This window comes from Pseudomonas sivasensis (assembly GCF_021391435.1).
Lineage (GTDB): Bacteria > Pseudomonadota > Gammaproteobacteria > Pseudomonadales > Pseudomonadaceae > Aquipseudomonas > Aquipseudomonas sivasensis.
The window spans coordinates 2,691,066-2,706,029 of sequence record NZ_CP090029.1 but is presented as its reverse complement, the minus strand read 5'-3'; the positions used below and the strand labels follow the sequence as shown (position 1 = coordinate 2,706,029).

Genomic DNA, 14,964 nt, shown 5'->3' with positions numbered 1-14,964 from the left:
GTCAGTGTTAAAAATCCAGCGTCTAGTTGTAGCGAAAACGCCGAAACACCCGCGCCAAAAAGCCTCTTTCACGACCTCTCGTCTGCTGCCTCGGCTTACGCTTGACTCCAAGCGACGATCAAAAGAGGCTCTTGGCTATTCGCCATCATCCCCGAGCACTCCCATGAGCATCGATCACCCAAGCCAGCCCGACAGTGACGTGTACCGAACGCTGTTGGAGTCGACCAAAGCCATCCCCTGGCGTATCGATTGGCAAACCATGACGTTCAGCTACATCGGCCCGCAGATCGAAACATTGCTGGGCTGGACCCCGCAGAGCTGGGTCAGCGTGGACGACTGGGTCGAGCGCATGCACCCGGATGACCGTGAATACGTGGTGAATTTCTGTGTGTCGCAGTCCCGCGCCGGCGTGGACCACGAGGCGGATTACCGGGCACTGACGGTCAACGGCGACTACGTGTGGATTCGTGACGTGGTGCACGTGGTGCGCAAGGACGGCGAGGTCGAAGCCCTGATCGGCTTTATGTTCGATATCAGCGAACGCAAGAAAACCGAAGAACACTTGGTACGCCTGCAAAAGCAACTTGAGGAATATTCCTACCAGGACGGCCTGACCGGCATCGCCAACCGACGCATGTTCGACACCGTGCTTGAGCGCGAATGGGCCAGCGCCCAGCGCAGCCAGTTGCCGCTGTCGTTGATCATCCTGGATATCGATTTTTTCAAGCAGTACAACGATCACTACGGCCATATCAAGGGCGACGAATGCTTGCGCCAGGTCGCACGTACCCTGTCACTGGCAGCCAACCGGCCACGGGATTTCATCGCGCGGATCGGCGGTGAAGAGTTTGTATGGCTACTACCGGAAACCGACGCGGCGTCGGCCAAACAGGTAGCACGACGTTGCCTGCACCTGATCTGCCAGCAGCAGATCGAGCATGGTTTTTCGGCGGTGTCGAACCTGCTGACCATGAGCCTGGGCGTCGGTACACGTATCGTCACACCAGATAGTCCGATGCTGGAATTTGTCGAGGGTGTCGACAAATTGCTCTACCAGGCCAAACGCAATGGACGGATGCGCGCGGAGTTTGCCGAGGGTGAAGTTTGACGCGGAGGTCAAATCGCAGGCAAAAAAAATCCCAAGTAGCTGATGGAAACTTGGGATTTAAAAATGCATAAACCGTGGGAGGTGAACGCCCGGCTATAGTAACGACTGTAAAAACGTGTAACAAGACTATTTCAATCCTTTCGTCGGATTGGAAGTGTTGTAAGTCCTTCAATAACCACATGTTTTTTAGGGTAGTGACGGATACAAGTGCCACTTTTTGGTGCAACTACCGGGTATATTTCCACTTATAAAAAAGGGTTATTAATAAAAATGACGACGCATCCTTCGATGGGTCCACGCGTGATTACACCCTGTTTTTTTCGTAGCGTACGTCGTCACACTCAACCTCCCCTACTTTCGACCAGCCCAGGCGTTGGTAAAAACCGTTTGCACGAATGTGGTCACGCCCGTCGGTGATCAGAAACAGTGTGGTGTGGTGTTCAAACAACACGGCTTCGGCAACAGCCATCAGTTTCCGACCGAGGCCGAGACGCTCGTGAGTCGGCAGTACGAACATCGCAAACACTTCGCCTTCGGCCAGGTCGACCATCGCAAAGGCTGCAGGTTGACCGTCTACCTCAGCGATCCATGCACAGGGCGCGTCACGAATGCTCTCGGCCAGAACTTGGGGCGTAATGCCCAGGTCGGCCATCTGCGCAACGCTCAAATGGTTTTGCACCACAGACGTACGGATGGCGAAGAGCGTGGCAACATCGTCCTGCGTCGCTACCCGGATAGTGGTTTGCATACTGGCGCCCTGTCCTTGGATAAAGGCGCAATTGTAGACAAATGAGAAGCCAGGGGTTGGGATGGTTTTGTTAGCCGAGTGCTGGTGGCCGAGGCCTATTTACGCGCCACTTTGTAGCGTACGCAATCCTGGTAGAAGCTTTGGCGGATCGCCTCCGGCTTGAGGCGTGAACGGCTGTCGTAGGTCTGTTCGGTGATGCCCATGGCCATCATGCGCATCCAGGATTTGTTGAACTTGAGGGTCTGGATCTTCTGCCGAGCGGCGTACAACGACACCCCCGACAGCTTGAGTTCCTGGGCCCTGGCAGCGGTGCCAGCGCCCCAACTGCACATGTACTTGTCACCCTCGCGCAGCTCCCGTGCCTGCACGACAGCCGCGCCCCCTGCCAGGGAGCAGGCGATCAGCATGATTCCAACATTGCGCATTTGCATCCCCGCCTAACCACCTGAAAATAAAAGCGATTCTGGCGAGGATTTTGTTACAAAGGGGCCATTAAATTGCCTTATCGAGTGAACGGGTTGTTGGCGAGTACGCTCGCCACACAGCGTTCACCCATTACAACGTTGCAGGCAGTCACCACTGATAAGTCGCACTCGCCTGCACCGTGCGCTGCGAGCCATACCAGCACCACGAGTAGGAATAGCACGACGCGACATACTCTTTATTCGCCAGGTTGGTAGCGTTCAGCGCCAGGCGCAGGTTGTCCTTGAGGTTGACGATGTTCTTGATGTCGTAGTGCACCGCCGCATCGAACAAGGTGTAGCCCGGTACTTTCAGGGTGTTAGCCGTATCGCCCCACGAAGAGCCGACATAACGCGCACCGGCGCCGGCACCAAAACCCTTGAGGTTGCCGTCATGGAAGGTGTAGTCCGCCCACGCCGAGGCGGTGTGACGCGGAACCGCGTAAGTGGTGGTGCCCTCTGCGTTGATGGCCGGGCCTACGCCGATGTCGCTGATGGGTGCATAGCGCACGGTATTGTTGGACTTGCTGATGCGGTTATCCAGGTACGCGTACGCCGCAGTGATGTCCAAGTTGTCATTGAGGCTGGCCTTGCCTTCCAACTCAAAACCACGGGATTGCACTTCGCCGTCCTGGCTCTGGCAACGACCGGTACCGCACAGGTGCGTCGGGTCCGGATCGGTCGTCAGTACGTTGCTCTGGCGCAGGTCAAATATCGCCGCCGTGATAAAGCTGTTACTGCCCGGCGGCTGGTATTTGATGCCGATTTCATACTGTTTACCTTCGGTCGGCTTGAACACCGAGCCGCCATACCCGGTGCCCGACTGCGGGTTGAAGGATTCCGAATAGCTGGCATACGGCGCCAAGCCATTATCGAAGAGATAGACCAGGCCGACACGACCGGTGAAGGCCTTGCTGTCCAGCGAGGATTGACTCTTGACGCCCGTGCGAAGAGTTTTGGTGCTGCTCTCGGTGCTGGCCCAGTCATAACGACCACCCAGCAGCAACACCCACTTATCCCACTTCATCTGCTCTTGCAGGTAGACGCCGGTCTGTTCGCTACGCGACGTGCCGTCGGTGGTGTACGCCGGTACCGCAACGGCTGCGCCGTAGACCGGGTTGAAAATATCCAGGGTTGGCCCGGCAGTGTAGGTGCCTGAGCCGGACAGGGTGTCGGTGCTGGTGTTCTGATAATCGAGCCCCATCAGCAAGGTGTGCTGCAACGGGCCCGTGTCGAATTTGGCCTGGACCTGGTTGTCGAGGGTATAAGCGTCCATGTCCACATCAGTGGCGATAGTCGAACGGCGGATAGTCCGATAATCCGTCAGCAGGTAGTTGCTGTAGAGGCTACGGTATTGGCCTTCACTGCGCAGGTAACGCGCGTTTTGGCGTACGGTCCACACGTCATCGAAGTGATGTTCGAAGGCGTAGCCGATGGAGTAATACTCGCGGTCGCTCTTCTCAAAGTTCTTTTCACCGTCGTAGAAATCCACATCAATGCTGCGCCCGGTTGGGCTGTGCAATACCGAGCCCCAGGCGGGGACTGATCCGTAGGATGCGCCCTTGGGGTCCTTTTGAAAATGCCCGAGCAGCGTCAGCGACGTGGCATCGTCCGGGCGCCAGGTGAACGCGGTCGACAGCGACTGGCGGCGGGTCTCGGTGTGTTCAACCTGACCATCGGCATCGTCGAAAAGTCCGGCAACACGGTAGGAGTACACGCCCTGATCGTCTATCGGCCCGCTCAAATCGAAGGTGGTGCGCTTCTTGTTGAAGGTGCCGTATTCGACGCCCACTTCATGAAACGGCGTGTCCAGCGGGCGCTTGGTGACCATGTTAATTACCCCGCTCGGTGTGCCTTGACCGTAGAGCACCGACGCCGGACCGCGCAGTACTTCAACACGCTCCAGGTCGAAGGCGTCTTTTTGCGGCAAGGCATCACGACTCGATGGCATCCGCAGGCCATCAAGGTAGGTGGCCGGAGCGAACCCGCGGATGGTCAATTGGTCCAGACGCGAGGCGGTAGCGCCACGGGTTTCCGGGACCACGGCGGCGCTGTAGCGCAGGATCTGGTTGAGGCTCTCGGCGTTCTGCGCACGCATCTGGTCTCTGGTTACGATGGAGATCGACTGCGGGGTTTCAATCAGCGCGGTGTCGGTCTTGGTTCCCGACAGGCTGCGCGTGGCCACATAGCCGGACACCGGCCCAGTGGGGCTTTCAGCCTGGTAGGCAGCGCTGATCGTGGTGGGCTGCAACTCCATGGCGCCGCCGTTATCCGGGATGGCTTCCAGACGGTAGCGGTCGGCGGAAATCTTCAAGGCTTGCAGGCCGTTGCCGGCCAGCAGTTGGTTCAGGGCCACATCGGTGTCGTATTGCCCGCTCAAGCCATTGCTACGCTTGCCCCGAGTCAAGCTTGCATCAAAGGCCAACACCAGCCCCGCCTGCTCGGCCAGGCTATTGAGGGCCTGGCTCAAGTCACCGGCCGGGATCTGGAAGCTACGCACAGCGCGGCTGCTTTCTTCGGCAAAGGCGGATTGGACATTCAGCAACGGCACTGCGGCAAAAGCCATCGCCACTGACAGAGCCAGTGGATGCAAGGGACGAGCGAGGCGCGACATGGGAAATCCTGCGTAATAGAAGTTCTATTAACCATGACGGCCATGTCCGCAAATCGGGCAAGAATGAGATCGGTTTTTATCTGAGAAAGTTTTCCCCGTGTACTGATGCAATCAGTTGGATCGCTTTTTTGTGTAGCCCTCTGCCAGGACATGGGTGGGCTCCCACGAATTCCTCTGGTTCAAAACTAGTACTTCATCCAGCCATGATCCAGGGATCTGAAAAAAGCGATCCGTCCATCACCCCCACGCCACCACCAACAACCCTACCCCCAACGCCAGGCACAAAGGCGAATAAAACCACGTGTCCATACTCGCAAACCGCGACCCACTGACTTTCTTGAAAAACCCGACCAACTCCGAGTCCCCAATCGCCCTGGCAAACATCACCAAGGCAATCGCGCTGATCCCCCACTGCAATGCCCCATGGGACACTGGCGAGAAATAAAGCCCAGCCCGAAGACACACGAGCAGCGCAATCGCCACCAGCCCCATCGCCACCAGAAAAGTGCCCAATGCCGACGGTTTAAACGCCGGGCGTGGCCCGCTGGCGAATTCGCCGGGGAGTTGGGGGATGGCGGCGAGGCTGCCGAGTTTGCCTCCCGCCGCCCAGTACAGGTGGACCATGCTGATGCAGGTAAAAATGCCGACAATCCACCGCGCGATGACAAAGCTCATGGCTGGCTCTCCTTAAAGGTGCGAAACAGGATAGTCGCCCAGAGATTTTTTGCAGGCATTTCGTCGGCAGCTGATGCTAAAGTGCCGCCCCATGAAATTCGCCCGTGCCGACCGCTCGCTCATTGCCTGGATGCTGTATTGCTGCGTCCTGTTCAATGTGTTCGTCTGCAGTATTGGTCATGGGCAGATGGTGGGGATGCAGCTCAATGGCATCGGCGGTCAGTTCTGTACCGTGGACCCGCGTACCCAGGCGCCCCAGCCGTCCAATTCCACCGATGAGAACCTGCCCACGCTGTCCAAGGCGTTTGGTTGTCCGCTGTGCTCCTCCGGCGGGATGGGACCGGCGCTCAGTTCCAGCCTGAATGTGGCGGTGTTGCCGCAACCCCATGCGCCACCGCCGGCCATTGTGCTGGCCGCCGACATCCCTGCTCGCTTCACCTGGCCCGCGGCTAACCCGCGCGCGCCTCCTGCCTTCGCCTGATCCCTTCGCTTTCCGATCTGCACCGGCCACCGTTTTTCCAAGGAGATACGGACGGCTGTGCATTGCTTTCAAGCCAAGTTTTTCAGGATTCAACTATGAAACATTTACCCCTGTTGGCGGGCCTGTTCGGCTGCCTGCCTGTCTGCGCCTGGGCCATTGAGCTGGCCCCGACCACCATTGATGGAGAATCAACTGCCGAGCCTGGCCTGTCCCTGGATCAGTCCAGCGGCGTGGCTTCGCGCTTGGGATTGAGCGTGCGGGAAACCCCGGCGTCGGTGGCCATAGCCAATCGCAACGATATCGAGCGTCATGGCGCCAAGACCTTCCGCGATGCAGCCAACACCCTGCCCGGCGTCAACGCCAGCGCACCGCCGGGTTTCGGTGGGTTTGTGTCTTATCGTGGATTTACCAGCAGCCAGATCACCCAAATGTTCAATGGGATCAACGTCGCCACCGGCCTGGCGCGTCCCGTGGATGCGTGGATCTATGACCGGGTGGAACTGGTCGGCGGCCCCTCCTCCTTGATCAACGGCGCTGGCTCCGTGGGCGGCTCACTGAACTACGTCACCAAGTTGGCGACCCGTGAGGATCAAGCCGCCGAAGGCCAACTGACCTATGGCAGCTACGACACGGCGGGCATGGCTTTTGGCGTGAACCAAGCGTTGACCGAACCGGGTGCCGAGGTGCAGCACTATGCGCGCCTGGATGTCAGCCGCAATACCAATCACAGCTACATCGACCGCGCTCAGCGCGATGCCTGGAGCCTGGCGTTTTCCCTGCTCAGTGACCTCACTCCCGACCTGTCACACACCCTGGCCCTGGAGTATCAGGATGAACACGAAGACAGCCCGTATTGGGGTACACCGGTGCTCAACCCCAAGGCCGGCGAGCTGAAGATCGACACACACAACCGCTTCAACAACTACAACGTGGCAGACGGTCGTTATGAACAGCGCACGCTGTGGGTACGCTCGATCATCGACTACCGGATCAACGACAGCACCACGCTGAAAAACACCCTCTACCACCTCGACAGCCAGCGCGACTACCGCAACCTGGAGACCTACCAGTACACCACCAATAACAGCGCGGTGAACCGGTCCACAGCCTACCAAGTGCGCCATCAAGGCGAACAGAACGGCAACCAGTTCGAGCTGCGCCATGACGACAGCCTGTTCGGCCTGTCGACCACTTGGTCCGGCGGCTTTGAGTACAAGGTCAACAGCACCACCAGCACGCCCTGGAATATGCCGGGTAACAGCACGGTGGATCCAAACGACTTCAATCCCGGGCACTTCTACGACATCCCGCGAACCCAGGAAAAGTTCGGTAAGGACAAGACTAATGAAGTCACCACCAAAGCACTGTTCGTGGAAAACCGACTGGGCCTAACCGATAAACTCTCGCTGCTCAGCGGCCTGCGTTACGACGCCATCGATCTGGATGTGACCAACCACCGCGTTGTCACGGCTACTAACCCACGGCACTTCAAGCGCCGTTGGGAGCCGGTGACAGGCCGCGTGGGCCTGACGTACCAGTTCATCCCCTCTGCCAATGTCTACGTGCAATACAGCACCGCCGCCGAGCAGCCCACTACCACCACTCAGGTGTTCGACGTCTCGACCGGCAAGCAGTGGGAAGTGGGCAGCAAGTTTGACTACTTGGATGGGCGTGGCTCGGCGACCGTGGCCGCCTACAGGATTGAGCGCAAGGATTTTGCCGTCACCGACCCACAGGACCCGACCACCAGCATCCCGGTAGGCGCGCAGTCGTCCAAGGGCATCGAGCTGGCGAGTTCGCTGCGCATCACACCAAAGCTTCTGGCAGAGGGCAACTTCGCCTGGGTGGATGCGGAGTACGACGAGTTCAACGAGAAAATCGCCAGCGGCGCAGTGGTTTCGCGTAAAGGCAATACGCCGACCAACGTGCCCAAGCGCGTGGGGAATGTGTGGATGACTTATGATTTCGCCGAGGACTGGCAAGGCGGCGTCGATGCGCGGTATGTCGCCGAGGTGTACGCAGATAATGCCAACACGATGACCGTCCCTGCCTACACCCTGTTCGGGACGTTCCTGCGCTACAACGTGGATGCGCACACGTCGGTGACTGGGCGGGTGCGCAACTTGACCAATGAGGTGTATGCCGAGTTTGCGCATGTATCGCCGGCTTACTACCTCGGTTCGCCGAGGACCTTTGAAGTGGCGGTGCAAACCAAGTTCTAAACAGCAACGTGTTCACAATGTGGGAGGTGCGGTGCGACGATTCGGCTTGCTCCCTCCCACATTACGGATCATTTCAGGCTGGCTTCAACTTTCCCCGCCACATCCTCCGTCAACCAAGCCTTCCACACTTCAGGGTGTTCTTTCATAAACGCCTGAGCCACGTCACGTGGCGGTGTGTGGTTCTCGCTCATGGTCGCCAAGGCTTTGTTCAGCGGCTGAATCGGAAACTCGACCTTCTCGAAAAACGCCGCAATCTGCGGGTGTTCCTTCTGAAACGGGTTAGACACACCGATGCTCAACTTGGACGCCAAAGACCGCGTAGGCTTCGGATCAGGATTATCCGCATCCGTCAGCGTTTTCCAGGCCTCGGCATCGAACGGTGGTTCTTCCAGCTGGATCAACTTATAGCGGCCCATCAAGGGCGTCGGCGACCAGTAGTAGAACAGCACCGGCTTGCCACGGCGGATCGACGAGGCAATTTCGGCATCCAGTGCCGCCCCCGAACCACTGCGAAAGTTCACATAACTGTCGTCAAGGCCATAGGCCTTGAGCTTCTGCTTGTTGACCACTTCCGAGGTCCAGCCGATGGGGCTGTTAAGGAAGCGTCCTTTGCCTGGGGATTCCGGGTCTTTGAACACGTCCTTGTAACGAGCCAGGTCTTTTACGCTTTTAAGGTCCGGTGCCAGAGGCTTGATGCCTTTGGCGGGATCGCCCTTGACCACGTATTCCGGCACCCACCAACCCTCGGTGGCACCTTTGACCGTATCGCCCAGGCCGACAACCTTGCCTTCGGCCTCGGCCTTCACCCACACCGGGCTGCGCCCTGCCCACTCTTCGCCGATGACCTGAATGTCGTTCTTGGCCAGGGCGGTTTCCAGCGTAATAGTGGTACCGGGCAAGGTGTCGGTGGGCAGGTCGTAACCCTTCTCGACAATCACCCGCAGTATTTCGGTGATCAGGCTGCCGCTTTCCCAGTTCAGGTCGGCAAAGTGTACCGGCGCCTGCGCGGCCGAGACAGACAGACTCAGGGCCGTAAACGACGCAGCCAACAGCGTTCTCAATCCTTTCATGCCCTTGCACCTCGCGATATCGCAGCAAACAGCGGACGGCTTTGCTGCTATGCGCGAAGCCTCTGAATAGTTAAGTCAACTCAACTGTAGTAGAGGTTCCGGGAGATAGGAGATGTTCGCAGTATTTGTTGGCTATTCGCTGGCCTTGAACGTTACCAGCTCACCCTTGCGCCATTTGGCGGCCTTGCCGGTCACGGCTTTGAGGGTTTTGGTCAGGCCTTCCTGCAGTTGTTCATTGGCCGCAAACACCAGCATCACGCTATGGCCTTCCTTGAAGACGATGCCGTGACCTTCGGCCGTCGACACAAAGGCATAGTCGCCCAGGCCATACACCGTCAACTTGATATCGCGGAACTTGAGTTCGAACTTGCCACCTTCGCGACTGGGCAATACCGCGGCACGAAAATGGTCACCCACCTTGAGTTCCAAGCGCGGCTTGTCATCTACGACCATCGCCGCTTCCGTGTCTATTTCGGCGATGTAGATGCCTTCCGGCGTCTGCTCAGTGATGTAAACGAAACGGGATTGAAACTGTTTGACCAACTTTGCGCGCAAATCACCCAGCACGAACAACGCGTGCATATCCAGATTACTGACTGCCAAGGAAACGCCCCCACATCGAAAAGAGCGCTGTCCGCCAGAGCGGGCAGCACAAAAAAACGGCCATCTCGGCTCGATCACACAACACAATCATAGAAAAAACTGAAGAAAATCTCGCGGCTGCGCTCCAGGAGACTAGTGCAGACGCACACGATGGGCCTCATGCAAGGTCATCGCGAATCGCAGGAGATCACAGGTTCAATAACCAGAGAATACTGGTCGACCCGCTTCAGAAAATAACACTATTAAAAACGCAGTTTCCGACAGCGTATAAAAACAAAAAACGCCTCGGCGTGGAACCAGACGCCAACTGCCGACGACAATACTAAAACAGCAACACAGGTTAAAACCACCTGTAACGCTGCTGCTGGGTCAACAAAGATCGATCGACAGGAGCTGACCATGCAACGACGCCAATACAACGCTATGCCTTCCAGCACTCGTTCATCATGGCAGGACGAACATCCATACTACTGCTTGCACAGCCCCAACGGGTACCCTCAATCAGTTCTTTACCAAGTAGTACCCGCCGGAAGAAACTTCTTTCATATCCGCGAAGTGACCAGCGGCAGGATCAAAGGCTTTCGCAGCGACCACATCGAGGCCTGTGAACTGGCCAAGCGGCTGGAGGCCTCCCTGCTCGGGGGGATCGTTTCGTCACCCGGATGACTTTACTGCGCCGCCACCCCTCAACAACTGCCATACTGGCCTGTCCATTGAAATTGGCCCCGTTCGGGTCAGGTTTCATCAGTGCAGTTGGTTACCTCGAAGGGAAGGCTATACGTGACGGAATTTGATATTGGCGAATTTTTCATCCACGGCGACGCAAGGGAAGTAGACGGTGAGTTTCAAGCAGTGATCGTGATGCGCGCCAAGCCACCGTTGACCACTGTCACCACGCATCAGGTGGAAAAGGACCGTTGGTTCAAGACGCTGGATTCCGCCGCCATCGCTGGAAAAGAATCCGCCCAGGCGCTCAAGACTGCGGTGGATTCAGGCGCGCTGACCTCCTGACAATCCGATCGAACTCTACCGCGCCACAAGCCTCCCATGCATAACCATCTAGAAACCTGCAGGGAGACCGATATGGACGCGCCAATACCTACACTCGAAACGTTATTCGAACAACTGGGCCTGGACTCGTCGCCGCAAGCCATCGACGCCTTCATTGTCGCGCACCCGCTGAGTGACGACGTGAAGTTGATCGACGCACCGTTCTGGACGCCGCAACAGGCTCAGTTTCTGAAGGAAGAACTGCGTGAAGACGCTGACTGGGCCATCCCCGTAGATGAGCTCAACCAGCGCCTGCATCAACCGCAGTAACCCACTCGACGCAGGCGGCCTGCGGCTCGCAGGCGCTTGCCCTACCTGTAACCGTGCCTAACGCACAGCCTTCGCCGCCTCCGGCTTATAGCCCAGACGCAAGCCACCCCAATGCCGCCCACGGACCATGATAGGTACCGACAAATCGTGCATCAACTCGCCGGTATCGCGGGTGTAGGTCTGCAACAACACCGCTTGTTGATGGCTGCCGCAACGAATCCCGGTGCGGTCGTCGAACTTGCGCTTGGTGCGATTCTGCACCGCGTCTACTTGGGTATCACCGGTCAGCGCCTGGGAAAACGCGTTGTTGTGGGTCGGCACATAGCCTTGGGGCGTGCAGGCAATCGCAAACACTAACCCTTCGTGACGTGGCAGCAGCGCTTCCTGAATCGCCGGCAACACCTGGTCGGTATAACCGTCGAACCGCGTGTGGTACTTGCTCGGGCTGGTTTTGGGGATCAGCGTGTAGCTGCGGTCGAACAGGTCGTCCAGGCTGATGCGGTTTTGCTGCACATCCGCCTCGAACTGCTCGGCAATGCGGCCAGCCCCCTCCCGCGCCAGGTCGTAGACACGCTGGTGATAGTCATCGAGCCCGACCTCGGCGAGGCGCTCGCTGATGGTTTCCGCCTGCCCTTCCATTTGCACAGCGGCGTCGGCCAATTGGCGGGTTTGCTGGTCGCTTATATCCAGGTCGCTGCGCATCTGTTCAACGGCGTGGAACAAACTGTCGAGCTGGGCGCGGTTGGTGTCGGCGCCCTGGGCGATCTCATTGACCTGCCCTTCCACATCCGCCGCCAGGCTGGCGATGCTGTGCAGTTGTTCGCCAGCCTGCTCCACCTGCTCGACACCGGTGTGCAAGTCCGCCGACAACTGGCGAATCTGCTCCACCACCTGAGCCGTGCGCTGCTGGATGTCCGCCACCATCAACCCAACTTCATCGGTGGCGGTGGCCGTACGACCGGCCAGGCCACGCACTTCGTCCGCCACCACGGCAAACCCGCGCCCATGCTCGCCCGCCCGCGCCGCTTCAATGGCGGCGTTAAGCGCCAGCAGGTTGGTCTGGCTGGCGATGGACTGGATCACCAGGGTGACGCGCTGGATTTCTTCGCTGCGCTGGCTCAAGGCCTCGATCAACTCGCGGCTGGCATTGGCACGCTGGCTGAGCTGGTGCATGCGGATGATCGACTGGGCCAGAACTTCACGACCTTCAGTGCTGCGCTGATGGGCTTGGCTGGCAGCATCCAAAGCCTCGCGGCTCAGTTGGGAAGTGACTTTTTCGGTGCCGATCATCACTTCGGCACTGCTGACAATCTGCTTGGCGGCGCTCAATTGCGATTGCACGCGCGCAGCCAGCTGCTTGACCGAATAGGCCACTCCGGCGGCGGACAGTGCGTTATGGCTGGTGGTATAGGACAGGTCGCGGGTCAGCTCGCCTATCGCATCGATGGCGGCAGACTGCTCGATCACAGGCTTGGGACTTTTCAGGCGGGGCAACCAGATGACCAGCAAGGCCAGTGGCAGGCAGAGGTACAACGGCAGGCTGGCATAAGCAAGGCCCAGCAGTACCAGCACCAGGGCAGTGCTCTGCAAGAGCGGCATCAACCAGCCGGGCAACACGCGCACCACCGCTTGGGGTGGCACTGCTGCGCCCATCAGAGTTCCGTCTCCAGCCATCTTCATTACCCCACTGCTTGTCGTTATTGTGTCTGCATTTAACGCCACTATCGGGCCATTATCCATGGGCCTTTAGTGGGGTGGGCTGCAGCAGATCAATAGACGGGCGTAACGGGGGTCTTTCTCTGGGGAACCGCGCGGGCGGCCCCCAGCTTCACCGCATCAGGCTTGGCGCTGATGCTTGTCGATCTGCTCGTGGCGCTCTTGCGCTTCGATGCAGTACTTGGTGGTCGGGCTGATCAACAGGCGCTTGAGGCCGATAGGCTCACCGCTGTCATCGCACCAGCCAAAGGAATCTTCCTTGATGCGTTCCAGTGCACGCTCAAGCTGCGGCAGCATGCGCTGGTCGCGGTCGATGGCGTTTACCAGCCAGGTGCGCTCTTCTTCAACGGAAGCGGCGTCGGCCGGGTCAGCCGGAGTGTCCAGGCTTTCAATGGCGATACGGTTCTGTTCAATGCGCTCGTGGTGCTCCACTTTCATGTCTTGCAGCAATTGCTCAAAAAAAGCGTGCTGTTCGGCATTCATGTAGTCATCCGCCGGCATGGCCAGCAACTTTTCCTTTGTCATTGATTTCTCTATAAAAAATACGTGCATTAAGGCGAATAAGGGAGCGTTCCGGCCGACCTCTGCAGGTCTCGGAAGGGCGCCATCCATTCCAAGCGCCACCCGGCACTCAATTTACGAGGGGCGGCAGTCTAAGGCCGACTTGAGGGCGCAGCAACTGAAAAGACAGGCATTTTTACCGATACAACCCCAAAAGGCACCAGGACGGGCTTGGCGAATGGTTATCGGAGTGCGTTTATAGCAAGAAATTCAGTGTTGTGGAGCTATATAGAAGACAAACGGTTGAAACAGACTGTTGATGATTAAATGTGGGAGGTGCGGTGCGACGATTCGACTTGCCCTCAGTCAAATCGTCGCACCGCACCTCCCACAGTTTGTACCGCGTCAGCGTTTGAGTTTGCGTTTGTTGCGGTACTGGTCGATCACCACCGCCACCACGATGATCAAGCCTTTGATGATGTCCTGGATATACGCATCCACCCCCACAAAGGTAAACCCGCTGGCCATCACCCCAAGGATAAGCGCGCCGATCACCGTACCGGTAATACGCCCTACCCCGCCCGCCAGGCTGGTGCCGCCGATGACCGCTGCCGCAATCGCGTCCAGCTCATAAGACATGCCCATGCCCGCCTGCCCCGTGGCGGCGCGTGCCGAAGCCACCACACCTGCCAGGCCTGCCAGGAGGCCGGCGATGCTGTAGACGATGATCAGGTGACGCTTGACGTTGATCCCCGAGGTCCGCGCCGCCTGCATGTTGCCGCCGATGGCGTAGGTGTACTTGCCGTACTTGGTGTAGCGCAGGGCGATATGGAAGATTACCGCCACCACCAGGAAGATGATCACCGGCATCGCGCCATGACCAATAGCCGTGTACGAGTCCGAGAGCATGCTCACCGGCTGGCCTTCCGTGTAATAACGCGCCAGACCACGGGCCGAAACCATCATGCCCAGTGTCGCGATAAACGGCGGGATACCGGTGACAGCAATGATGCTGCCGTTGATCGCCCCTGCCAGCAGCCCCACACCCAGCCCCATCGCCACCGGAATCCACACGGGCAGATCGGTCAGCGACGGGAACACCGCCCGGGAAAAGTCAGAAGTCTGAGCCAAACTGGCGGCAATCATCGCCGACAGCGCCAGCACCGAGCCCGAAGACAGGTCGATCCCCGTGGTGATGATTACCTGCGTCACCCCGATGGCCAGCAGGCCGATGATCGATACTTGCAGAATCATCAGCACCAGCCGCTGGGAGTTCATCAAAAAGCTCTGGTCACGCACGATCCAGCCGAACAACTCAAACACCAGCCCGATGCCGATCAGCACCAAGAAGATACTCAGCTCGGTGGGCAGTCGCCGCCGGTTCTTGACCGGTGCCGTGGCAGGCTTGTTGTCTGTTATCGCGTTCATAGCCAATCACCTTCTTA

At 58.4% G+C, this 14,964-nt stretch carries 15 protein-coding genes; 6 read left to right on the top strand and 9 right to left on the bottom strand.

The features are described 5' to 3' along the window. The first annotated feature begins 163 nt into the window (after window positions 1–163). Window positions 164–1,108 carry a sensor domain-containing diguanylate cyclase gene (locus LRO94_RS12075; protein ID WP_095185941.1) on the top strand — a complete coding sequence of 315 codons (945 nt, stop codon included), beginning with the start codon at window positions 164–166 and terminating at the stop codon, window positions 1,106–1,108. A gap of 304 nt (window positions 1,109–1,412) precedes the next feature. Here the strand turns inward: LRO94_RS12075 and LRO94_RS12070 are convergent, their stop codons facing one another. The 4 genes from LRO94_RS12070 to LRO94_RS12055 all read right to left on the bottom strand — a co-directional run bounded on the left by LRO94_RS12070 (window position 1,413) and on the right by LRO94_RS12055 (window position 5,606). After that, window positions 1,413–1,856 carry a GNAT family N-acetyltransferase gene (locus LRO94_RS12070; RefSeq protein ID WP_179179159.1) on the bottom strand — a complete coding sequence of 148 codons (444 nt, stop codon included), beginning with the start codon at window positions 1,854–1,856 and terminating at the stop codon, window positions 1,413–1,415. 95 nt (window positions 1,857–1,951) lie between these two features. After that, complete coding sequence (locus LRO94_RS12065; RefSeq protein WP_032885840.1) at window positions 1,952–2,281, bottom strand: hypothetical protein; 330 nt, start codon at window positions 2,279–2,281, stop codon at window positions 1,952–1,954. Window positions 2,282–2,429: 148 nt separating this feature from the next. Beyond that, window positions 2,430–4,931: a TonB-dependent siderophore receptor gene (locus tag LRO94_RS12060; RefSeq protein WP_179179160.1), complete on the bottom strand. Its 2,502-nt coding sequence runs from the start codon at window positions 4,929–4,931 to the stop codon at window positions 2,430–2,432. 237 nt (window positions 4,932–5,168) lie between these two features. Further along, entirely contained in the window at window positions 5,169–5,606 is a 438-nt protein-coding gene (locus LRO94_RS12055; RefSeq protein WP_032885797.1) for a DUF3995 domain-containing protein, read from the bottom strand. 91 nt (window positions 5,607–5,697) lie between these two features. Between LRO94_RS12055 and LRO94_RS12050 the strand changes: the two genes are divergently transcribed. Next, complete coding sequence (locus tag LRO94_RS12050; protein ID WP_095185943.1) at window positions 5,698–6,087, top strand: DUF2946 domain-containing protein; 390 nt, start codon at window positions 5,698–5,700, stop codon at window positions 6,085–6,087. Between the two features lie 95 nt (window positions 6,088–6,182). Then, on the top strand, window positions 6,183–8,309 hold the full coding sequence (locus LRO94_RS12045; RefSeq protein ID WP_179179161.1) for a TonB-dependent receptor: 2,127 nt from the start codon (window positions 6,183–6,185) through the stop codon (window positions 8,307–8,309). A 68-nt stretch (window positions 8,310–8,377) separates the two neighbouring features. On the opposite strand, the gene LRO94_RS12040 is transcribed toward LRO94_RS12045, so the two are convergent. Next, window positions 8,378–9,379 carry an ABC transporter substrate-binding protein gene (locus LRO94_RS12040; RefSeq protein WP_179179162.1) on the bottom strand — a complete coding sequence of 334 codons (1,002 nt, stop codon included), beginning with the start codon at window positions 9,377–9,379 and terminating at the stop codon, window positions 8,378–8,380. 132 nt (window positions 9,380–9,511) lie between these two features. Further along, entirely contained in the window at window positions 9,512–9,961 is a 450-nt protein-coding gene (locus LRO94_RS12035) for a hypothetical protein (protein WP_032885792.1), read from the bottom strand. A 420-nt stretch (window positions 9,962–10,381) separates the two neighbouring features. On the opposite strand from LRO94_RS12035, the gene LRO94_RS12030 reads away from it, so the two are divergent. From LRO94_RS12030 to LRO94_RS12020, 3 genes are all read left to right on the top strand, one after another. Further along, window positions 10,382–10,648: a hypothetical protein gene (locus LRO94_RS12030; protein WP_163033237.1), complete on the top strand. Its 267-nt coding sequence runs from the start codon at window positions 10,382–10,384 to the stop codon at window positions 10,646–10,648. A gap of 114 nt (window positions 10,649–10,762) precedes the next feature. Beyond that, a complete protein-coding gene (locus LRO94_RS12025) occupies window positions 10,763–10,993 on the top strand; it encodes a hypothetical protein (protein WP_032885791.1) in 231 nt (76 codons plus the stop codon). Between the two features lie 72 nt (window positions 10,994–11,065). Then, window positions 11,066–11,302: a DUF2789 domain-containing protein gene (locus tag LRO94_RS12020; RefSeq protein WP_032885790.1), complete on the top strand. Its 237-nt coding sequence runs from the start codon at window positions 11,066–11,068 to the stop codon at window positions 11,300–11,302. Between the two features lie 57 nt (window positions 11,303–11,359). On the opposite strand, the gene LRO94_RS12015 is transcribed toward LRO94_RS12020, so the two are convergent. From LRO94_RS12015 to LRO94_RS12005, 3 genes are all read right to left on the bottom strand, one after another. Beyond that, window positions 11,360–12,592 carry a methyl-accepting chemotaxis protein gene (locus tag LRO94_RS12015; protein WP_371260699.1) on the bottom strand — a complete coding sequence of 411 codons (1,233 nt, stop codon included), beginning with the start codon at window positions 12,590–12,592 and terminating at the stop codon, window positions 11,360–11,362. 546 nt (window positions 12,593–13,138) lie between these two features. Beyond that, window positions 13,139–13,543 carry a TraR/DksA family transcriptional regulator gene (locus LRO94_RS12010; RefSeq protein ID WP_010564800.1) on the bottom strand — a complete coding sequence of 135 codons (405 nt, stop codon included), beginning with the start codon at window positions 13,541–13,543 and terminating at the stop codon, window positions 13,139–13,141. A 381-nt stretch (window positions 13,544–13,924) separates the two neighbouring features. Continuing rightward, on the bottom strand, window positions 13,925–14,947 hold the full coding sequence (locus LRO94_RS12005) for an ABC transporter permease (RefSeq protein ID WP_032885788.1): 1,023 nt from the start codon (window positions 14,945–14,947) through the stop codon (window positions 13,925–13,927). Between the last annotated feature and the right edge of the window lie 17 nt (window positions 14,948–14,964).